18 protein-coding genes are annotated in these 21,021 nt (G+C 69.0%); 12 read left to right on the top strand and 6 right to left on the bottom strand.

What is annotated here, in order from left to right:
- Positions 1–63: 63 nt before the first annotated feature.
- Positions 64–960: a LysR family transcriptional regulator gene (locus U858_RS0107305; protein ID WP_051593535.1), complete on the top strand. Its 897-nt coding sequence runs from the start codon at positions 64–66 to the stop codon at positions 958–960.
- A 36-nt stretch (positions 961–996) separates the two neighbouring features.
- Here the strand turns inward: U858_RS0107305 and U858_RS33620 are convergent, their stop codons facing one another.
- Both U858_RS33620 and argC read right to left on the bottom strand, forming a co-directional pair.
- A complete protein-coding gene (locus tag U858_RS33620) occupies positions 997–1,506 on the bottom strand; it encodes a DUF6622 family protein (RefSeq protein ID WP_369797647.1) in 510 nt (169 codons plus the stop codon).
- Between the two features lie 133 nt (positions 1,507–1,639).
- Positions 1,640–2,584, bottom strand: a complete 945-nt coding sequence (gene argC / locus U858_RS0107295; RefSeq protein ID WP_025136513.1) for an N-acetyl-gamma-glutamyl-phosphate reductase — start codon at positions 2,582–2,584, stop codon at positions 1,640–1,642.
- A 170-nt stretch (positions 2,585–2,754) separates the two neighbouring features.
- On the opposite strand from argC, the gene U858_RS0107290 reads away from it, so the two are divergent.
- Complete coding sequence (locus tag U858_RS0107290; RefSeq protein ID WP_025136512.1) at positions 2,755–3,648, top strand: LysR family transcriptional regulator; 894 nt, start codon at positions 2,755–2,757, stop codon at positions 3,646–3,648.
- A 90-nt stretch (positions 3,649–3,738) separates the two neighbouring features.
- On the opposite strand, the gene U858_RS0107285 is transcribed toward U858_RS0107290, so the two are convergent.
- On the bottom strand, positions 3,739–5,538 hold the full coding sequence (locus U858_RS0107285; RefSeq protein ID WP_025136511.1) for a chloride channel protein: 1,800 nt from the start codon (positions 5,536–5,538) through the stop codon (positions 3,739–3,741).
- Between the two features lie 114 nt (positions 5,539–5,652).
- Between U858_RS0107285 and U858_RS0107280 the strand changes: the two genes are divergently transcribed.
- The 10 genes from U858_RS0107280 to U858_RS0107235 all read left to right on the top strand — a co-directional run bounded on the left by U858_RS0107280 (position 5,653) and on the right by U858_RS0107235 (position 16,231).
- Positions 5,653–6,105 (top strand): MarR family winged helix-turn-helix transcriptional regulator, encoded by a 453-nt coding sequence (locus U858_RS0107280; protein ID WP_025136510.1) that lies wholly within the window; start codon positions 5,653–5,655, stop codon positions 6,103–6,105.
- Positions 6,106–6,194: 89 nt separating this feature from the next.
- Positions 6,195–7,361: an HPP family protein gene (locus U858_RS0107275; RefSeq protein WP_025136509.1), complete on the top strand. Its 1,167-nt coding sequence runs from the start codon at positions 6,195–6,197 to the stop codon at positions 7,359–7,361.
- 113 nt (positions 7,362–7,474) lie between these two features.
- Positions 7,475–8,983, top strand: coding sequence for a sensor histidine kinase (locus U858_RS0107270; RefSeq protein WP_025136508.1), 1,509 nt, complete (start codon positions 7,475–7,477; stop codon positions 8,981–8,983).
- Positions 8,980–9,594 (top strand): response regulator transcription factor, encoded by a 615-nt coding sequence (locus tag U858_RS0107265; protein ID WP_025136507.1) that lies wholly within the window; start codon positions 8,980–8,982, stop codon positions 9,592–9,594. The genes U858_RS0107270 and U858_RS0107265 overlap by 4 nt, the downstream gene beginning before the upstream one ends.
- A 157-nt stretch (positions 9,595–9,751) precedes the next feature.
- Positions 9,752–10,240, top strand: a complete 489-nt coding sequence (locus U858_RS0107260) for a heme-binding protein (protein ID WP_025136506.1) — start codon at positions 9,752–9,754, stop codon at positions 10,238–10,240.
- 88 nt (positions 10,241–10,328) lie between these two features.
- Positions 10,329–10,844, top strand: a complete 516-nt coding sequence (locus U858_RS0107255) for a sigma-70 family RNA polymerase sigma factor (protein ID WP_025136505.1) — start codon at positions 10,329–10,331, stop codon at positions 10,842–10,844.
- A complete protein-coding gene (locus U858_RS0107250; RefSeq protein WP_029953623.1) occupies positions 10,814–11,803 on the top strand; it encodes a FecR domain-containing protein in 990 nt (329 codons plus the stop codon). The genes U858_RS0107255 and U858_RS0107250 overlap by 31 nt, the downstream gene beginning before the upstream one ends.
- A gap of 173 nt (positions 11,804–11,976) precedes the next feature.
- On the top strand, positions 11,977–14,382 hold the full coding sequence (locus U858_RS0107245; RefSeq protein WP_025136503.1) for a TonB-dependent receptor: 2,406 nt from the start codon (positions 11,977–11,979) through the stop codon (positions 14,380–14,382).
- Positions 14,383–14,384: 2 nt separating this feature from the next.
- A complete protein-coding gene (locus U858_RS0107240; RefSeq protein ID WP_025136502.1) occupies positions 14,385–15,554 on the top strand; it encodes a YncE family protein in 1,170 nt (389 codons plus the stop codon).
- 68 nt (positions 15,555–15,622) lie between these two features.
- Complete coding sequence (locus U858_RS0107235) at positions 15,623–16,231, top strand: PepSY-associated TM helix domain-containing protein (RefSeq protein WP_232786506.1); 609 nt, start codon at positions 15,623–15,625, stop codon at positions 16,229–16,231.
- Positions 16,232–16,713: 482 nt separating this feature from the next.
- Here the strand turns inward: U858_RS0107235 and ntrC are convergent, their stop codons facing one another.
- The 3 genes from ntrC to glnA all read right to left on the bottom strand — a co-directional run bounded on the left by ntrC (position 16,714) and on the right by glnA (position 20,881).
- A complete protein-coding gene (gene ntrC, locus U858_RS0107230; RefSeq protein WP_025136500.1) occupies positions 16,714–18,213 on the bottom strand; it encodes a nitrogen regulation protein NR(I) in 1,500 nt (499 codons plus the stop codon).
- Entirely contained in the window at positions 18,213–19,277 is a 1,065-nt protein-coding gene (gene glnL / locus U858_RS0107225; RefSeq protein WP_025136499.1) for a nitrogen regulation protein NR(II), read from the bottom strand. Before glnL ends, ntrC begins: the two co-directional genes overlap by 1 nt.
- Positions 19,278–19,468: 191 nt before the next feature.
- On the bottom strand, positions 19,469–20,881 hold the full coding sequence (glnA, locus tag U858_RS0107220) for a type I glutamate--ammonia ligase (protein WP_025136498.1): 1,413 nt from the start codon (positions 20,879–20,881) through the stop codon (positions 19,469–19,471).
- Positions 20,882–21,021 lie beyond the last annotated feature (140 nt).

Here is a 21,021-nt window from a genome sequence, read left to right as displayed (position 1 = left end):
GTATTATTTCCTGCATAAATCACACTGATATCAAGGGCAAGCGTGGACTTCGATTTGAATCTCATGCGGGTTTTCCTGACAGTGCTGCACGAACGCAGCGTCACCCGCGCGGCCGAACGGCTGCAGTTGACGCAGCCCGCCGTCAGCTACGCGCTGGGGCGCCTGCGCGAGAAATTCGATGATCCCTTGTTCGTGCGCACGCCGGCCGGCATGCAGCCCACGCCGGTGGCGTTTGCGCTGGCCGGCCCGATCGAGCGCGGCATGAACAGCTTTGCCGAAGCCGTCAGCCTGCGTCAGCACTTTGACCCGGCGCGCAGCACGCGGCGGTTCCGCCTGTCGATGTCCGACATCGGCGAAATGGTGTTCCTGCCGCTCTTGATGGAACGCGTGCACGCGCGGGCGCCGCGCCTGCAGGTCGAAGTCGTGGAAATTGCGCTGGAACGCCTGCCCCAGGCCCTGCAAGAGGGCGAAGTCGACCTGGCGATCGGCAACCTGGCCGGACTGGGCCGGCATACGCATCATGCCGACCTGTTCAGCGAGCGCTATGCCTGCATGGGGCGCCGCGGCCATCCGGTGCTGTCCGCCGGCCTGACGCGCGGCCAGTTCAAGCGGCTGGACCACATCCTGGTAGCCTCGCGCGCCAGCGCCCACCGCTTGCTGGATGATGTCCTGGGCGAAGCCGGGCTACATCGCCAGCCCTACCTGACGCTGCCGCATTTTTCGGCCGCCGCCGAGATCGTGCGCCGTACCGACCTGACGGTGACGCTGCCCTACCGCGCCGCCGTCTGGTTCAACCGCGACAGCGCCTTCGAGATCCGGCCGTTGCCGCTGGCCCTGCCGCCCTTGAGCGTGACGGTGCACTGGCACCCGCGCTTTGAAAGCGATCCGGGTACGCGCTGGCTGCGCCTGCTGGTGGTGGACACGCTGGCGGATCGGCCCGCCGCGCCGGCCGACGCCTAGCGCCGGCCAGCCGCGTCCGTTGCCTGATCGACCGCCCTAGCGCCGGTCATCAGGCCCGGGCGCATCGACGATCACAGGGGCCACCGGCATCCCCAGCGCCAGGTGCCGCAGGTGCCACACCTGCGACAGCGTGCCGCCCCAGAACATGCCGTCGACCAGCCCCGACACACCGCCGAATGCCGCCGAGAACGCAGCGTTCGCAGCCAGCCCGTGGTCTTGCGCCAGCATCGCCATCAGGGCGAACTTGGACAGGAAAGCCAGTATCAGCAGCACCAGGGTCAAGGGCGACCCGGGGCGTTCGATCATCTGCGTGTCCGGGTAATAGGTGGCGCGGCCGGCGCGCGCCCACAGCATCCAGCCGATCACGCCGCCCGCGGCAGCGCCCGCCACGAAGGCCTCGTAGGCCGATTGCAGATCGGTGACTTCACTGTGAATGGATACCAGCACCCAGACCAGGAACAGGATGGGCAAGAGAAAGGTCCGCGCCACCGACATGCGGCGCGGACGCAGCGCGCGTATGCCGCGGTACACCAGCACGGCGAACAGCGCCCATACCTAGGGCGGGGTGCGATGCAGCAGGATGTCGAGGCTCATGTGCGCTCCGAAGGTCGGGGCCGGTGGCGTCATTGATCCCGCCAGTTGAGCAGGAATTGCCTGACAAACTGCTGTGGGGGTTCGATCAAGCTTCGGCCAGCGCCATCGCCTGGATCATCAGGTCCAGGTTCTGTACCGCGGCGCCCGACGCGCCCTTGCCCAGGTTGTCGAACACCGCCGTCAGCAGCACCTGCCCGTGCGCATCGTTGCCGTACACCGCCAGGCGCAGATTATTGGTGCCATTGAGCACCTGCGGATCCAGCTGCGTATGCGCGGCGGCCTCTTGCTGCGCCACCACCGGCACGTACGGCTGGCCGTCGTAATGGCGCGCCAGGCAGTCGTGCAACTGCTGCGCCGTGACCCCGGCGGGCAACAGGCGCAGCTGCAACGGCACGGTCAGCACGATGCCCTGGCGGAACGAACCGTACGACGGCACGAACACCGGCCGTTGGCTCAAGCCCGCATGGCGCTCGATTTCCGGGGTGTGCTTGTGCGCCAGACCCAGGCCATAGACCTGAAAGGCCGGGCCGCCCGCCGCGCCCGGCGCCTCGTAGGCGTCGACACTGGCACGGCCGCCGCCCGAATAGCCCGACACCGCCTGCACGGCCAAGGGATAGTCCGCGGGCACCAAACCTGCCTGCACCAGCGGGCGCAGCAAGGCGATCGCGCCGGTGGGATAGCAGCCGGGGTTGCTGACCCGCTTGGCCTGGGCAATGCGCTCGGCCTGGCCCTCAGCCATTTCCGGAAAGCCGTAGACCCAGCCCGCCGTGGTGCGATGGGCCGAACTGGCGTCGATGACGCGCACGTCGGGGTTGACGATGGACGCCACGGCCTGGCGCGCCGGCTCGTCCGGCAGGCACAGAATGGCGATGTCGGCCGCGTTGATGGCGTCGGCGCGGCGCTGCGGGTCCTTGCGGTCGGCGGCAGGCAGCGTCACCAGGCGCAGGTCGGTGCGGCCTTGCAGCCGTTCATGAATCTGCAGACCGGTGGTGCCCTGGTCGCCGTCGATGAATACAAGGGGGTGGGTCATGAGCGTGGCCATCCTGAAATGCCGGCGCGGCCGGCGGGTCGTCGATAGAGCCCGGAGCCGGGCCTGTTGACCACAGCCTTCCGGGTACGTGCTCATCATTGCCCAATGCGCCGCATAGTAAAAGTCGAATATCATGACGATTCAATTCAGCTTTACTGAACGTCGCCACCATGCGTGAAATCAACCTGGACCGCCTGCGCACCCTGGTCGCCATTGCCGACCTGGGCTCGTTCGCCGACGCCGCCCGCGCGCTGCACCTGGCCCCGCCCACGGTCAGCCTGCACGTGGCCGACCTGGAAGCGCGCATCGGCGCCCCGCTGCTCACGCGCAAGCGCGGCCAGGTGCGCCCCACGCCCATCGGCGACACCCTGCTGGAACGCGCGCGCCGCCTGCTGGCCGAAGCCGACCAGGCGCTGGACGACGTGCAGCGGCAGGTGCAGGGGCTGGGCGGCCGGGTGCGGCTGGGTGCGTCCACCGGCGCCATCGCGCACCTGCTGCCGCAGGCGCTGGAAGCCTTGGGGCGCGACCATCCCGGCATCGACGTGCAGGTGGCGGTACTGACCTCGCAGGAAACCTTGCAGCAGTTGAACGAAGGCGCGCTGGACGTCGGCCTGGTGGCGCTGCCGCAGCCGCCCGTGCCGGGGCTGGTGCTGCGGCCGTGGCGGCGCGACCCCATCATGGCGTTTCTGCCGGCGGGCTGGAAAGCGCCCGCGCGCATCACGCCGGCCTGGCTGGGCGAACGGCCGCTGATTCTCAACGATGCCAGCACGCGGCTGTCGCGCCAGACCGGCGAGTGGTTTGCCGGCGCGGGCCTGAACCCGCGGCCGCGCATCCAGCTGAACTACAACGACGCCATCAAGAGCCTGGTGGCGGCAGGCTACGGCGCCACGCTGCTGCCGCACGAAGCCACCGCGCCGCAGCCGGATCCGCGCATCGCCATGCGGCCGTTGCGTCCGGCGCTGTGGCGCCCGCTGGGCATTGCACATCGGGCCGGCCAGATCGAACGCGCCACGCAGCATGTGCTCGATGCCTTGTGGGCGCTGCGCGAAGCGGGCGCGGCCTGATGGGCCTGGCCTGCCGGGCTTGAGCGACAGCCTGGGTCGCCGCTCAAGCCTATTACGTTTACGCCACGATCTCGAACAGAGACGTCACGCTCACCCTTGGCCCTTGCCCGCCACCGCAGGCGTGCGCCGGAAGAACGCCGCCCGTTCGCTTTCTTCGCGCAGCCGCCGCGCACGGCTGCGGAACAGGTCCTTGCGGCCCACGATGCCCAGCACCCGTCCGCTGGCGCGATCCAGGATGGGCACGCGGCCCGCGCCCGACAGGGCCATGCGGTCGGCGATCTGGCTGGCCAGTTCTTCCGGATAGCCGTAGACCAACTCACGGCCTTGCAGCGCCTGCGCCAAGGTCTGCGCCTGCGAGGCCGGGTCCAGCGCCCAGGCCAGGCTGTCGGCGCGCGTCACTTCGCCCACCGCCGCGCCGTCGGCATCCACCACCGGATAGCTGGTGTGCACGGGCTGGGTGTGCGTGAAATGCGCGATGGCCTGCGCCACCGTGAGCGTGTCGGGCAGCGTTTGCGCCGGGCTTGTCATCACCTGGCTTGCGCGCAGCAGATCGAACGGATCGACCCGATATTCGCGGTTGATGTGATGGCCGCGGCGCGCGATCTTTTCGGTCAGGATCGACCGGCGCAGCAGCAGGACCGTCACGCCGTAGGCAAACACGCAGGCCGCCAGCACCGGCAGCAAGGCGCCCAGGTTGCCGGTCAGTTCCACCGCGAACAGCGTGGCCGTGAGCGGCGCGCGCATCGTGCCGCCCATCATCGCGGCCATGCCCACCAACGCCCAGAAGCCCGGATCGGCCTGCGGCAGCAGCGGCGCGGCCAGGGCGCCCAGCGCGCCGCCAAAGATCAGCAGCGGCGCCAGTACCCCGCCCGACGTGCCCGAGCCCAGCGCGATCGCCCAGATCGCCACCTTGACCGCCAACAGCAGCAACACCGCCTGCATGGTCAGGTCGCCCGCCAGCAGGTGGCGGATGTTGTCGTAGCCCACGCCCAGCGCGGCCGGGTCGATCAGCCCGCCGATGCCGATGGCCAGGCCGCCCAGGGCCGGCCACCACATCCAGTGGATGGGCAACTTTTCGAACAGGTCTTCGGCGGCATACACCAGCGACGTCAGCACGCCCGACCCCAGGCCGGCCAGCACGCCCACGGCGGCGCACGCCACCAGGTGCCATGGCGTGAATGGCAAGGCGCCGGTGTAGGCGAAGATGGGACCGCCATCCAACACGAAGGTGCGTGCCACCGCGGCCACCAAGGCGGCCGTGGCCACCGGCAGGAAGCTGCGCGGCTTCCATTCGAACAGCAGCAGCTCCACCGCCAGCAGCACGGCCGCCAGCGGCGTGGCGAAGATGGCCGTCATGCCCGCCGCCGCGCCCGCCACCAGCAGCGTCTTGCGCTCGCCGTCGTTCAGGTGGATGGTCTGCGCCAGCAGCGAGCCGATGGCGCCGCCCGTCATGATGATGGGCCCTTCGGCGCCGAACGGGCCGCCGGTGCCGATGGATATTGCCGACGACACGGGCTTGAGCACGGCGACCTTGGGCGCGATGCGGCTCTTGCCGATCAGGATGGCTTCCATGGCTTCGGGGATGCCGTGGCCGCGGATCTTTTCGGACCCGTAACGCGCCATCAAGCCGATGATGAGGCAGCCGATAACGGGGATGGCGACCGACGCCCCCCCCAGGCGCCCGGTCGTGATGGGCAGGTCGGCAAACGAGAACAGGCCGTGATAGGCCAGGTTGGTGCATAGCGCGATCAGGCGCAGCAGCGCCCAGGCGGCGGCCACGCTGGCCAGGCCCACCGGCACGGCCAGCGCCATCAGCAGCACGACGCGCCGGTCGGTGGTGAAGTCGCCCAGCCGCAAGGCGGCGCGGGCGGAAGTGGAAACGGGAGGCATGGTTCTTGGGACAGGAGATTGGGCGCAGGGCCCGGAAACCGGCGCAGGTGTTTTCTGCGCGGCGTTTGCGAAAGATCAAATATATCGTATCACGACATATATTAGAATCGGCCGGTGAAACGATCCCCGCCCCCCGCCCTGCCGTCCGCGTCCGACTACGAATTGCTGGCCGAATTCCGCTACGCGCTGCGCAAGTTCGCCGCCTTCAGCGAAAACGCCGCCGCCGGCCTGGACCTGATGCCGCAACAACACCAGGCGTTGCTCGCCATCAAGGGCAGCCGCGCCGGCGTCCCCGCCCGCCGTGGGCTGTACGTGGGCGAAATCGCCGAGCGCCTGCTGATCCGGCCCCACACAGCGGCTGAACTGGTCAACCGCCTGGAACGGCTGGACCTGGTGCGCCGCGAGCCCGACCCCGAAGACGGCCGCCGCGTGGAAGTGGTGCTGACGGCCAAGGCCGAACGCATCCTGGAAAGCCTGTCGGCCTCGCACCTGGAAGAGCTGCGCGCCATGCGGCCGCTGCTGACCCGCCTGCTGACCCGCATCGACGACGACACGCCCGCGCGCTGAATTCCTGACCATTACCTGACTCCGTCCAGTCCGCGCCGCGTGATAAATTATCGTCCCCCGATATATTTCACGGGGGCAAGGAGAGGGTTTTGGCTGTGGGTATCAAGCGCTGGCTTGGCGCGTTCGCACCAGCGCCGGTCGGCGTCAACGGGCGCGAGAAGCTCTATGGCGCCGTGGGCGCGCTGGTGGGGCTGTTCTGCACCGAATGGGTCGGCCGCCATGCGTTGGGCGTCGCCAGCCCCTGGTTCATCGCGCCGATGGGCGCGTCCGCCGTGCTGCTGTTCGCCGCGCCTGCCAGCCCGCTGGCCCAGCCCTGGTCCATTCTGGCGGGCAATCTGGTGTCGGCGCTGATCGGCGTGTTCTGCGCCCAGTTCATCGGCGACCCCGGCCTTGCCGCCGCCACGGCCGTGGCGCTGGCCATCGGCGCCATGTTCTGGCTGCGCTGCCTGCATCCGCCCAGCGGCGCGGTGGCGCTGACCGCCGTGCTGGGCGGCCCGCCCGTGGCCGCGTTGGGCTACGGTTTCGTGCTGTGGCCGGTGGGGCTCAATACCGTCATCCTGCTGTGCATCGCCGTGGTCTTCAACGGCCTGCTCAAGCGCAACTATCCACGCCGCCACGCCGAGCCGGCCGCCGGCCACCGCACCCGCGACCCCGTTCCCAGCGCGCGGCTGGGCTTTTCGCGCGCCGACCTGGACCAGGCGCTGGCCCAGCGCGGCGAGCTGCTGGACATCAGCAAGGAAGACCTTGAAGACATCGTGCTGGCCGCCGAGCTGCGCGCCAGCACCCGCCGCTTTGGCGACGTGCGTTGCGCCGACATCATGTCGCGCGACGTGGTCACCGTGCAGCGGCAAGACCCGCTGGATTACGCCGTGCGCCTGTTCGACAAGCATCGGCTGCAGTGGCTGCCGGTGCTGGATTCATCCGGCCACTACGCCGGCATGCTGGCACAGGGTGACGTGCTGGCCCGCAAGAGCCGGCCGGCGCCCGTGGCGGCGGCTGGCGGCGCGCCGGCCGACCTGCTGGTGGCCGACTGCATGCGGTCCGAAGTGCCGTTTGCCACGCCGAGCCTGCCCGCCATCGAACTGGCGCGGCCGATGTCCGACCATCTGCATTGCGTGCCGGTGCTGGGCGAAGACCGCACGCTGGTCGGCCTGGTGACCCAGTCCGATCTAGTGGCCGCGCTGTACCAGATGACGGTGTCGGCCGCGGCGCAGACCGCGCCGGACCAGGATATCGGCTCACGGCTGGCGGCCTGAGCGCTCCGCGCAACCCTGCGAGCATTGACGGGCCGCGCGGGGGTGCGTCGTGTTCAGCCCTCCGTAGCCCTACGGATTCCGGTCCGGAATCTCCGCAGGGCATAATTCCAGGCGTGAATCCCCCCTTGCGCCATCGCGCCCTCTTCTACTGGCTGGTGCTGTTCCTGCTTGGCGCCCTTTGGCTCGGCCGCCAGGATTACATCGGCCAATACGACCGCTTTTTCCAGGACACCAGCATCGCCCAGCGCATGCTCAGCCAGAAAACCGGGCAGCACGAAGCCGTGCTGGCCACGCTGTCCGCCCTGTCGCACCCCCCTGCCCCCGAACGCCTGTTTCCCAGCCTGCAGCCGGCCATGCCGCAATTGCAGGGGCTGGGTTACCTGCCCGACGGCGCCTGGGCCGGCAGTACCGACGAACCGCCCGGTCTGCGCGCCGCCGTCGAGCAGGCCCGCACGCTGGGCCGCCCGGTCGTGCTGCCGCTGGACACGGCCCGTTATTGGCTGGTGGCGCCGTCCAGCTGGAGCCTGCTGGTCGATGCGCGCCACCTGGTCGCCCCGGCCGACCTGCCCGCCGGCCTGGCCAACCTGACCCTGGCGATCGGCCAGGCGCCGCTCACGCTGCTGGCGCGCCAGCCCGACCCCGTCGGCCCGGGCTGGCCGTTGGTGCTGGCCAAGCCGCTCGGCGCGGCCAGCCAGCCCTTCATGCTGCACAGCGCGCGCACGCTCACGCCCGCGTCGTGGCCCTGGCTGCCGTGGCTGCTGTGGGGCCTGACCAGCGCGCTGCTGGTGGCCGGCGTGACGGCCATGCGCCGTTCGCGCGCCGAAGCGCGGCGCCAGCAGGAACAGGCTCGCCTGGCCGCGATGGCGCGCCTGAGCACGCTGGGCGAAATGGCCGCCGGCATCGCCCACGAACTGAACCAGCCCCTGACCGCCATCCTGGCCCAGACCCGCGCCGCGCAACGCCTGCTGGACGACGAAGACGAACGCCCGTCGGTGCGCCGCGCCCTGCTTGCCAGCGCCGAACAGGCCAAGCGCGCCGCCGACATCATCAGCCGCATGCGCGCGCTGGTGCAACCCACCACGCCCAGCCGGCGCGAAGCGCTGGACCCGGACGCGCTGGTGGCCTCGTTGCGCTTTCTGCGCGAGCCCGAACTGGCCCGCCACGGCATCCGCCTGACCTGGCGCAACGCCAGCCCGGGCGCGCGTCCTTTGGGCGACCGCGTGGCGCTGGAACAGATCCTGCACAACCTGGTGCAGAACGCGGCCGATGCCCTGGTGCACATCGCGCCCGACGGCGCCGGCACCGCCATGGCAACCGCCCATCCCGCCAGCCGCGCGCCCCGCCCGACCGCCGACGCCGCGCCCGACATCACGCTGCAAGGCCGCCTTGAAGGCGACGCCTATGTCTTCACGGTCAGCGACAATGGCCCGGGCATTGCCCCCGACGCGCTGGCCCGCCTGTTCACGCCGTTCTACACCACCCGCGCCCAGGGCATGGGCCTGGGCCTGGCGCTGTGCGAAACGCTGGCCGGCGCCATGGACGGCCGCCTGGCCGCGCACAACCTGCAGCCGTCGGGCGCCTGCTTCACCCTGACCCTGCCATTGGCCAAGGGCCCGACATGAACGCCCCCGATCATTCCCCGCTGGTCTACCTGGTCGATGATGACGACGCGGTGCGCGACGCGCTGGCGCTGCTGCTGCGCAGCGTAGGCCTGCGCAGCGAAGGCCACGCCGATCCGCAGGCTTTCCTGGCCGGCCTGTCGCCGCACACCATCGGCTGCGTGGTGCTGGACATCCGCATGCCCGGCATCAGCGGGCTGGACGTGCTGGCACGCCTGGCCGACACATCCGACCTGCCCGTGGTGATGCTGACCGGCCACGCCAACGTCGACCTGTGCCGCCGCGCGTTCAAGGGCGGCGCCATGGAATTCCTGCAAAAGCCGGTGGACGACGACGTCTTTCTGGATGCCGTGCAGGCCGCCGTGCGCACCCACATCGCCAGCCGTGAACGCCTGGCCGTCACCCAGGCCGCGGCCGACCGGCTGGCACGGCTGTCCGCGCGCGAACGCGAGGTGCTCGAACGCGTGGTGCAAGGCCTGAGCAACAAGGAAATCGCGCGCGAATTCGACCTGTCGCCGCGCACCGTCGAAACCTACCGCGCCAATGTCTTCGCCAAGCTCGAAGCCGACTCGCTGGCGCAACTGATCCGCCAGTACGCCACGCTGCTCGACTAGCCGCGTCGCGGCACAGACCACGCCGTTTGCCCGGCCGTCATCAGCCCTGCCCTCCGTAGCGCTACGGAGACGCCAGCGTAATCGGGCGTATACCGCCGATTCCCCCTTTTGGCCACACTGACTGCTCCTGACTTTCACTCGATAAAAGGACGCAGACATGACCCGCCACACGCTCGCCGCACTGGTTTCCACGCTGGCTTTCACGGGCGCCGCCCACGCCGCCGTGCTCAGCGAAAGCAACATCTCGACCGCCGACGCGCAGAAGCTGGCCACCGCCGCTGTGGCGGCATGCCAGGCCAAGGGCTACAACGTCAGCGCCTCGGTGGTCGACCGCGCCGGCCTGCTCAAGGCCTTCGTGCGCGGCGACAACGCCGGCCCGCACACCATTGAAGCCAGCCGCGCCAAGGCCTTCACGTCCGCGTCGGCCAAGGCGCCGACGCTGGCCATGATGGAAAACGCCCAGAAGAACCCCGGCGCCGCCAACCTGACCGACATCCCCGGCTTCCTCCTGCTGGGCGGCGGCGTGCCCATCAAGGCCGGTGCCAACGTCATCGGCGCCATCGGCGTGGCCGGCGCCCCGGGCGGCAACCTGGACGCCCAGTGCGCCGACGCCGTGCTGGAAGAGAACGCCGCGCTGTTCAAGTAAGCCGAGGCCAGTTTTCAACGATGGCGCTCCCGGCCTGAATAGTTATAATAGGAACCATTCCCATTATTCTTTCAGGTCTGGAGTTACCGTGCCGCCCGGCGATCTATCGGCTCCGCATGCCGTCGACACGCTCTACCGCTCCCATCACGCCTGGCTGACTTCATGGCTGCGGCGCCGCCTGCGCGACGACCACGACGCCGCCGACCTGGCCCAGGACACCTTCGTGCGCCTGATGGCGGCCCGCGACACGCCGGGCCTGCGCGAGCCCCGCGCCTTCCTGACCCGCATCGCCCACGGCCTGGTGGTCAATCTATGGCGCCGCCGCGAGCTGGAACAGGCCTATCTGCAAGCGCTGGCCCAGCGCCCCGAAGCCACCACGCCATCGCCTGAACGGCGCGCGCTGGTGCTTGAAGCCCTGCTCCAGATCGACGCCATGCTGCATCGCCTGCCGGCGCGCGCCCGCGAGGCCTTCCTGCTGTCGCAACTGGGCGGCCACACCTATGCCGATATCGCCCTGCGCCTGGAGGTGTCCGAGCGCATGGTCAAGAAATATATGTCGCAGGTGATGCTGCAATGCCTGCTGATCGCGGACGGCGTCTGGTGAGGGCCGCGCCGCTGTCTGCCGCCCCCGACCGCCGTGTGCTGCAAGCCGCGGCCGACTGGTTCGCGCGCCTGGGCGACGAACGCGCCAGCGCCGACGACACCCGCCAGTGGCAGGCCTGGCTGGCCGCCACGCCCGAACACCGCCGCGCCTGGGATGCCGTCACGGCCATCAGCGCCCGTTTCGAAGCGGTGGCCGGCCAACCCGCGCTGGACGCCCTGACCCACGCCGGACAAGGGCGGCGCCGCGCGCTGCGCACGCTGATGCTGCTGGCCGGCGCAGGCGGCCTGGGCGCCGCCGCCTGGACCCAACCGGCCACCCGACGCCAATGGGCTGACCTGCGCACCGACGTCGGCCAGACCCGCCAGGCCACTCTGGAAGACGGTTCGCGCCTGTGGCTGAACACCGCCAGCGCCGTCAACCTGCGCTTTGACGACACCGCGCGGCGCGTGGTGCTGGTGGACGGCGAAACGCTGATCGACACGCACCCGGATGCCCGCACGCCCGCGCGCCCTTTCCTCGTGGACGTGGGCTATGCCCAATTGCAGGCGCTGGGCACGCGCTTCGCGGTGCTGCGCGATGGCAGCCGTGCCTGGCTGGACGTGTATGCCGGCGCCGTGCAGATCCAGCCCGCCGACGCTGCCAGCCGCATCGTGCCCGCCGGCACCCGGACCGCATTTTCCGGCCGCGCCATTGATGCCCCCCAGCCACTGGACTCGGCGCGCGACGCCTGGACCCGTGGCGAATTGGTCGCCGACGGCATGCCGCTGGGCCGCTTTGCCGCCGAATTGGCGCGCTACCGCCGCGGCTTCGTCACCTGTACGCCCGACATCGCGCCGTTGCCGCTGGTGGGCGTGTTCCCCCTGGCCGACACCGACCGCATCCTGCGCGCCCTGGAATCCACCCTGCCGGTGCGGGCGCACCGCGTCCTGCCAGGATGGATACGGCTGGAGGCGGCCTAGCACCGGGGCTTGTCATCGCGGGGCGAATCCTCGATGGACCCGGCGGCCCCTGAAGCGCAACCCGCCGCGGCTCTTTTTTGTAACAGCCGCCTTATCGCGGTTCCCCTTTTGCCATCTCGCTTGGCATGCCAGATGTACGCCGCGTTTTGCGCGTCCTGTCGCCAAGGAAACCCATGCACGTCCCCACCCTTCGCTCTCCGCTCCTGGTCCGCGCCCTGGCCGCCGCGTTGGCCGCCCCGGCTTTCGCCCTGGCTACCGCGCCGGTCCAGGCCCAGGTCTCTGCCGGCTTCCAGGTGCCCGCTGGCCCCCTGTCGCAGGCGCTCAGCCAATTTGCCAGCCAGGCGGGCGTGACGCTGTCGCTGGATGGCCGCCTGGTGGCCGGCAAGCAGAGCGCGGGCCTGTCCGGCCCCTACAGCATCGACCAGGGCTTTGGCCGCCTGCTGGACGGCACCGGCCTGCGCGCCGAGCGGCGCTCGGACAACGTCTACACCGTGCGGCCGCTGTCGTCGGCGGATGACACGGCGCAACTGGACGCGGTGACCGTGGTCGGCGCCTCGGTCATCAACCCCAGCTACCAGCCGGAACCGGTCGCGGGCGTCAGCCGCTCGCCCCTGGCGGTGCTGGACCAGCCGCAGGCCGTGAACGTGGTGCCTGCCCAGGTGCTGCGTGACCAGCGCCCGCGCAACCTGGACGACGCGCTGGCCAACGTCAGCGGCATCACCCAGGGCAACACGCTGGCCGGCACGCAGGACACGCTGATGAAGCGCGGCTTCGGCGCCAACCGCGACGGCTCGATCATGCACAATGGCATGCCGCTGGTGCAGGGCCGCGGCCTGAACGCGGCCGCCGATTCGGTCGAAGTGCTCAAAGGCCCGGCCTCGCTGCTGTACGGCATCATGGACCCGGGCGGCGTCATCAACATCGTCAGCAAGCGGCCGCTGCTGACGCCGTACAACGCCATCACCGTCACCGGTTCCAGCTACGCCCACAGCCGCACCGGCGCGGGCGCCACGCTGGATTCCACCGGTCCCATCGGCGACTCGCGCCTGGCCTACCGCCTGGTGGTGGACACCATGAACGAAGACTACTGGCGCGACTTCGGCCGGCGCCGCGATACGCTGGTGGCGCCGTCGCTGGCCTGGTATGGCGAAGATACGCAGATCGTGGCCTCGTACGAACACCGCGACTACCGATACCCGTTCGATCGCGGCACCGCGCTGGACCCCACCACCGGCAAACCGCTGGACATTCCTTCGCGCCGCCGCCTGGACGAGCCCTACAACAATATGTGGGGCAGCACCGAACTGGCGCAGGTCACCGTCGACCAGCGCGTCACCGAGAACTGGAAGGCCCACCTGGGCTACAGCTGGAACCAGGAACGCTACGACGCCAACCAGGTCCGCGTGACCAGCATCGATCCGGCCACGGGCACGCTCAAGCGCAGCAACGACGGCACCCGCGGGGCGCTGTCCACCGACCACTACGTGATCGGCTATCTCGACGGCCGGGTCGACCTGGGCGGGCTGCGCAACGACGTGCAGATCGGCGCCGACTACGAACGCCGCAAGATCTTCCGTTCGGACCTGATCCGCCAGAACCTGTCCAAGCCGTTCAGCTACGTCAACCCCGTGTACGGCCTGCAGGACCCCGGCAACACCGTGGTCGCCAGCGACAGCGACCAGACCGACAAGCTGCGCGCCACCTCGTTCTTCCTGCAAGACTCGCTGCACCTGACCGATCGCTGGATTCTGGTGGGCGGCCTGCGTTACCAGCACTACGAACAACTGGCCGGCCGCGGCCGCCCGTTCAACACCAACACCGACATCCAGGGCGGCAAGTGGCTGCCGCGCGCCGGCCTGGTCTACAAGTGGACGCCCGAAGTCTCGCTGTACGGCAGCTACACCGAATCGCTCAAGCCCACCTCCACGATCGCCCCGCTCACCAGCGGCACCGTGATCGATTCGGGCGTGGCGCCCGAGCAGTCCAAGTCGTGGGAACTGGGCCTGAAATGGGACATGCCGGGGCAGACGACCGGCACGCTGGCGCTGTTCGACATCCGCAAGCGCAATGTGCTGGTGTCGCAATACAACGACGTCACCAAGCTGACCGACTGGCGCACCAGCGGCGCGGCGCGTTCGCGCGGCGTGGAACTGGACGTCAGCGGTTCGCTGTCGGCGCGCTGGGACTTCATGGCCAGCTACGCCTACCTGGATGCCCGCACCACCGACGACCCGCTGTACCAGGGCAACCGCCTGTGGAACGTGGCTCAGCACACCGGGTCGCTGGCCCTGGTCTACAACGCCGGCCAGATCGGCGAAGGCCGCCTGCGCCTGGGCGCCGCCGCGCGCTACGTGGGCACGCGCCCGGGTGATTCGGCCAATTCGTTCGAGCTGCCGGCCTATACGGTGATGAACGCGTTCGCCACCTACGACACGCGCGTGGCCGGACGCAATGTGCAGTTCCAGCTGAACGTGAACAACCTGTTCGACCGCACCTACTACACGTCCAGCGCCAACCAGTACTTCATTTCCATGGGCGATGCGCGTCAGTTCGTGCTGTCGACCCGGGTGGAGTTCTAAGCATGGCGCCGCAACGATATGCCGGCGTTTCGCGGGTCACGCGGCTCTTGGGGCGCGCTTCGTCCGGCCTGATGGCCGCGACCCTGGCCGCTCTGGCCGCGACGGCACACGCCGACGCCGATCCCATCGTCGCCGAACGCAGCGCCACGGTGCTGCCCGGCAGCGGCCACAGCTGGGGGTTTGCCGCGCTGGCGCAAGACGGCCGGCACGTGCTGCTGGCCCGCCGTGAAAACGGCCTGACGATCTGGGACGCGGCCCGCCGCGAAGCGCTGGCGGACATCCCCGGCACCGAAGGCGCCAATGCCGCGGTGGCCGTCCCGGCTGCCGACCGGCTGTATGTGGCGGCCATGGACGGCAGCGTCATCGTGATACGCGCGTCGGACCGGCAGGTGCTGAAACGCGTGCCGGTGGACAGCGGCAATCTGAACAATGCACTGTTCGATCCCGCCAGCGGCCAGGTGCTGTTGACCAGCGGCCGCCGCGGGGCCGTGTCACGGGTGTATCGGCTGGACCCGGCCTGCGACTGCGTGCGCGCCAGCCTGGACCTGCCGGCCGCCAAGCTGGATGCGCCGGTGTTGCTGGGACCGGCGCGGATCGCGCTGCCGATGCGGGATGAAGGCCGCATCGCCGTCCTTGACCTGCGCCGCATGGCCTTGCTTCAGGTCTGGCAACCGCCGCAATGCGCGCGCCCCAGCGCACTGGCGGCCGACGCCGCCGGCAAGCGCCTGTTCGTGGCCTGCCGCGGCGCGACGCCGCGCCTCTTGAGCCTGGATGCGCAAAGCGGTGCCGTGCTGGCCAGCGCGCCGGCCGGCCGCGACATCAATGCGCTGGCCTACGACGACCGCCGCGGCTGGCTGCTGGCGCCCAGCGGCGCCGACGCGCGGCTGTCGATCTACGACGTCAGCACGCCGGCCGGACTGCGCCGGGTGGCCTCGATCGGCACCCGCCCCTGGGCCCACAACATGGCCTACGACGTCGACCGCGGCATCGCGTACCTGCCCAGCATGGACGACACCGAGGTGTATCCGGCGGGCGGCGGCGAGGCGCAGCGGCACTTCGCGGCGGACAGCTTCACGCTGACGACGTTGCGGCTGCAAGCGCCGCCACGTCATGGCGTGGAGCGGCAAGCGGATCAAAGGGAAAGGGATCAACGGCAAGAGGTGCGCCCGTGAGCCGGCCGATGACGGCCGCGCCATCGCCTGCGGGGGCTGCCCGGCCGCGGCCGCCGAACCGGCGCGGGGTGTACCTGAAGGCGTTGCGCAAGGCGCATGGCTGGCTCGGGCTGTGGGGGGCGTTGCTGGGGCTGCTGTTCGGGGCCAGCGGGATTCTGCAGAACCACCGGGCAGTGCTGAAGATCGATATGCCGGGGCCGGTGGTGGAGACGCTGCAGCTGCAGGCGCCGCCGGATCTGCCGCGAACGGATGCGGCGGTGGGGGCGTGGCTGCAAGAGGCGTTGCAGTTGAACAAGCCGGTGGAACGGATCCGCAAGGAGCCGGCCCACGAGGTGCATTGGGGGGATGTGACGGCGCGCCAGCCGGAGAAGTGGCAGGCGTTGTTTCGGGCGCCGGGGTATCAGGTGCAGGTGGAGTTCTGGCCTTCAAGCGGGGTGGCTAGTGCTCGGCGGAGCGTGGCGGGGTGGTGGGGGGTGGTGCAGAATTTTCATCGGGCTAATGGGGTGGGGGTTGGGTGGGTGTTGTTGTCGGATTCTGTGGGGGGGGCGTTGATTGTGTTGTGTCTGACGGGGGTGTTGCTTTGGACGGAATTGGAGCGGCGCAAAGTTGTGGGGGTTGTGGTGGCTTTGGGTGGGGTTTTGGCTTTCTTTGTTGCTGTGGTGGGGTCTTGGGGTTGAGTTTTTTGCCTTGAGGGGGTTCTTCTTTAGCCGCGCTTGGCGGCGTGGGCGGGTGAGGACGGGGCTACGATTGCGGTCCGGAGCCTTCGCTCCGGACTGCCCCTTCGTCATTCTCGTCCGCCTTCGGCTCCCTTCGAATTCCCTCGGGCGCATCTACACGCCCCGCCCTCACCCGCCCACGCCGCCAAGCGCTCGTGATGAGGATTTGCCTCGGGTGCTGGGGCGGGCGGTTTGCTTGGCGTGGTGGCCGCGGTCAGTGGGGGTGTGGAGCGGTTTGCGGGGCCCGCCTCGTGCCGGCCGCGCGGGCGGCCTTGCTCGGCTTACGTGGTGTCTTGCGTCAGCGGATGGCGCTTGCGCGTGTAGGCGGCGGTGGCGTTTGCCGCTTGCTTGCTGATGATTGGCTTTGTGCGCCCTGCTGTGGCGCTTTTTTTGCGCCGGCATGGCGTGCGAGTGGGGCCGCGCGCGTTGCGCGCGGACCTGGGTTACTCGTCTTCTATGCCTAGTTCGCGCAGTTTGCGGGTGATGGTGTTGCGGCCAATGCCCAGGCGGGAGGCGGCTTCTACTCGGCGGCCTCGGCTGGCGTCGAGGGCGCTTTGCAGCAGGATTTTTTCGAACTGGCGGGTCAGCGTGGCCATGACGGCGGGTTCGCCGCGTTCCAGGCGGTATTGGGCGTCGCGCAGCAGGGAGTCTTGCCAGTTGCGCGGGGGCCCGTCGTCTTGGGCGGGGGCGGTGTGCTGGACGACGGTGCCGATGGTGGAGATGCTGCCGCCGATGGCGACGCGGGGGGGCGCGGCGCTGGTGGCGGGGGGATGCTCCATGGCGCGGATCTCGGGGGGGAGATCGGCGCGTTCCACCGTTTGGCCGGGGGCCATGACGGTGAGCCAGTGGCAGAAGTTTTCGAGCTGGCGGACGTTGCCGGGGAAGTCGAATTTGGTCAGGACGGCCAGCGCTTCGGGCGTCAGGCGCTTGACCGGCACGCCCAGGGCGCGCGCGCTGGCGGCCAGGAAGTGGTTGGCGAGCGCGGGGATGTCTTCGATGCGTTCGCGCAGCGGCGGCAGGCGCAGGCGGATGACGTTCAGGCGGTGGAACAGGTCTTCGCGGAACAGGCCCTGTTCGACGCGTTGTTCGAGCGGCTGGTGGGTGGCGGCGACGATGCGCACGTCGACGCGTACCGGTTGGGCGCCGCCGACGCGGTAGAAGCTGCCTTCGGCCAGGACGCGCAACAGGCGGGTCTGCAGTTCGATCGGCATGTCGCCGATTTCATCCAGGAACAAGGTGCCGCCGTGGGCTTCTTCGAAGCGGCCGCGGCGCAGGGTGTTGGCGCCGGTGAAGGCGCCGCGCTCGTGGCCGAAGAGTTCGGCTTCGAGCAGGTCGCGCGGGATGGCGGCGGCGTTCAGGGCGACGAAGGGGCCGCTGGCGCGCACGCCGTGGCCGTGCAGGGCGCGGGCAACGAGTTCCTTGCCGGTGCCGGATTCGCCGGTGATGAGGACGGTGACCTTGGACTGGGCCAGGCGGCCGATGGCGCGAAAGACTTCCTGCATGGCGGTGGATGACGATTGGGTCATCATCCAGCGCTCGTTGTTCTGGGCCTCGCCCTGCCCTTCGGGGCTTTCGGGCTGGGCCGATTCCTGCATGGCGCGCTGGATCAGCGCGACGGCTTCGTTGACGTCAAAGGGCTTGGCCAGGTAGTCGAAGGCCCCGCCCTGGAAGGCGGAAACGGTGCTGTCCAGGTCGGCAAAGGCGGTCATGACGATGACCGGCAAGCCGGGATGGCGCTCTTTGAGCTGGCGCAGCAATTCCAGGCCGTTGCCGCCAGGCATGCGGATATCGGACACCAGCGCAACGGGCGTGTCGTGGGCCAGGGCCTCGAGTACGTCGGCCGACTGGGAGAAACTGCGGGTGGGGACACCGGCGCGGGCCAGGGCCTTTTCGAGGACCCAGCGGATGGCCTGGTCGTCGTCGACGATCCATACGGGTTTCATCAGTGTGCGGGCTCCATCGGTAGGACCAGGCGAAACTCGGTACGCCCGGGTCGGGATTCAAATTCGATGATGCCGCCGTGCTGCTGCACGAAGTCCTGGGCCAGGCTCAGGCCCAGTCCGGTGCCGCCGGCACGCGCCGTGACCAGCGGATGGAAAATGCGGTCGCGGATGTGGTCGGGCACGCCCGGGCCGTTGTCGATGATCGACAGTTCAAGGGCCAGGCGGTGTTGGCGGTGCGCCAGCATGACTTGGCGCGCCACGCGGGTGCGCAGGGTGACGACGCCGGGTTCGACGCCGGGGCCTTGCGGCCGCGCGACCAGTTCCTGGGCGGCGTTGCGGGCCACGTTGAGCACGGCCTGCATCAGGCGGGCGGCGTCGCCTTTCAGGTCGGGCATCGACGCGTCGTAGTCACGCACCAGCGTGACGTCGTGGCGGAACTCGGCCTGGATCAGGGCGCAGACGCGCTCGCAGATTTCATGGATGTTGACCGGCCGCGCGTTCAGCGGCACACGTTGCGGGCCGCTCAGGCGGTCCACCAGCGCCTGCAGGCGGTCGGCTTCGGAAATGATGACCTGGGTGTATTCGGCCAGGGCCGCGCTGGGCAGCTCGGCTTCCAGCAGTTGCGCGGCGCCGCGCAATCCGCCCAGGGGATTCTTGACTTCATGCGCCAGGTTGCGCAGCAATTCGCGGTGCGCTTCGATCTCGTCGACCAGGCGATGGTTGCGGTCGGCCAGCACGCGCTGTTCGATCTCGCGGGTTTCGATCAGGGCGGGCCAGCGTTGGCCGCTCAGGCCCACCGTGGTCACGGCCACTTCCACGGATTCCGTGGCGCGGCGCAGCGACGCCAGCTGGCGCACGTCGGCGTATCGGCCGGCCGCGGCGCGGTCGATGGACGACTGGATATTCTCAGGGTTGTCGAACAGGGTGGCGGCGGAGTGGCCGCACAGTTGCTTGCGCGAGCGGCCGAACAGGTCTTCGGCGGCCGCGTTGGCGTATTCGATGTGCCCGCGTTCGTTGACCAGGAAAACGGACGTGGCAAGCAGATCGAGAGCTTCTACATTCATTTTTCAACGTACCCGAATGACTACAGGGGGAAATCGGAACGCGGACCCAGACGGCGCCCGAGGGCGGCGCCCTGCCCGTCCGGCGCGAAGCCGGACGGGGCAAGCCATCGGTCAGCGACCTGGCGGTGCGCGTGGTGTGGGCCCTGGTTGGCTGCCTACATCATCGCGCTCCCCCAGCTACTGCCTCGAAATCAGAGGCTGTAGTACATGTCGAATTCGACCGGGTGCGTGGTCATGCGCAGACGGTTCACATCGCCCATCTTCAGGTCGATGTAGGCGTTGAGCATGTCGTTGCTGAAGACGCCGCCGCGGGTCAGGAACTCGCGGTCGCTGTCCAGGGCTTCCAGCGCTTGTTCCAGCGAGGAGCACACGGTCGGGATCTTGGCGTCTTCTTCCGGCGGCAGGTCGTACAGATTCTTGTCGGCGGGATCGCCGGGGTGAATCTTGTTCTGCACGCCGTCCAGGCCGGCCATCATCAGGGCCGAGAAGGCCAGGTACGGGTTGGCCAGGGGGTCCGGGAAACGCGCTTCGACGCGGCGGCCCTTCGGGTTGCCGACGTACGGAATGCGGATCGAGGCCGAACGGTTGCGGGCCGAGTAAGCCAGCTTGACCGGGGCTTCGTAGTGCGGAACCAGACGCTTGTACGAGTTCGTGCCCGGGTTGGTGATGGCGTTCAGGGCGCGGGCGTGCTTGATGATGCCGCCGATGTAGTACAGCGCGAATTCCGACAGGCCGGCGTAGCCGTTGCCTGCGAACAGGTTCTGGCCGTCCTTCCAGATGGATTGGTGCACGTGCATGCCGGAACCGTTGTCGCCAACGATGGGCTTGGGCATGAAGGTGGCGGTCTTGCCGTAGGCATGGGCCACGTTGTGCACGACGTACTTGACGATCTGGGTCCAGTCGGCGCGTTGCACCAGGGTGCTGAACTTGGTGCCGATTTCCAGCTGGCCGGCGCCGGCGACTTCATGGTGGTGCACTTCGACCGGCACGCCCATCTGTTCCATCAGCAGGCACATTTCCGAACGCATGTCCTGGAACGAGTCGACCGGGGGCACGGGGAAGTAGCCGCCCTTCACAGCGGGACGGTGGCCGGTGTTGCCGCCTTCGAATTCCAGGCCGGTCGACCACGAGGCTTCTTCGGACTTGATCTTGACGAAGGTGCCCGACATGTCGGTGTTCCAGGTCACGCCGTCGAACACGAAGAATTCGGGTTCCGGACCGAAGTAGGCGGTGTCGCCCAGGCCCGAGGCCTTCAGGTAGGCTTCGGCGCGCTTGGCCAGCGAACGCGGGTCGCGGTCATAGCCCTTCAGGTCGGACGGTTCGACCACGTCGCACGACAGGATCAGCGTCGGCTCTTCGCGGAAGGGGTCCAGGTTGGCGGTCGACAGGTCGGGGATGAGCAGCATGTCGGAGGCTTCGATGCCCTTCCAGCCCGGAATCGACGAACCGTCGAAGGCCTGCCCGCTTTCCAGCTTGTCTTCGTCGATCGCGGTGGTGGGCACGGACACGTGGTGCTCACGGCCAACCGTATCGGTAAAGCGGAAATCCACGAATTTGACTTCGTTATCGGCGATCTGTTTCAGGACGTCTTTCGGGCTTGCCATGTCATCTCCATTAGATAAAAGGGTCGAGGGCTGTGCCGCTCTCGACTGGCATAAAAGAGGGAAGCAATAAGCGTGCCAGGTTCTACCCCCGGGATTGCCCGAGGATTGGCCAGGTCAGGGAAAAATGTAGCACCATTATG

This window comes from Achromobacter sp. DH1f, from assembly GCF_000633435.1.
GTDB lineage: Bacteria > Pseudomonadota > Gammaproteobacteria > Burkholderiales > Burkholderiaceae_B > Achromobacter > Achromobacter deleyi.
This window is presented reverse-complemented; position numbering and strand designations above follow the sequence as displayed.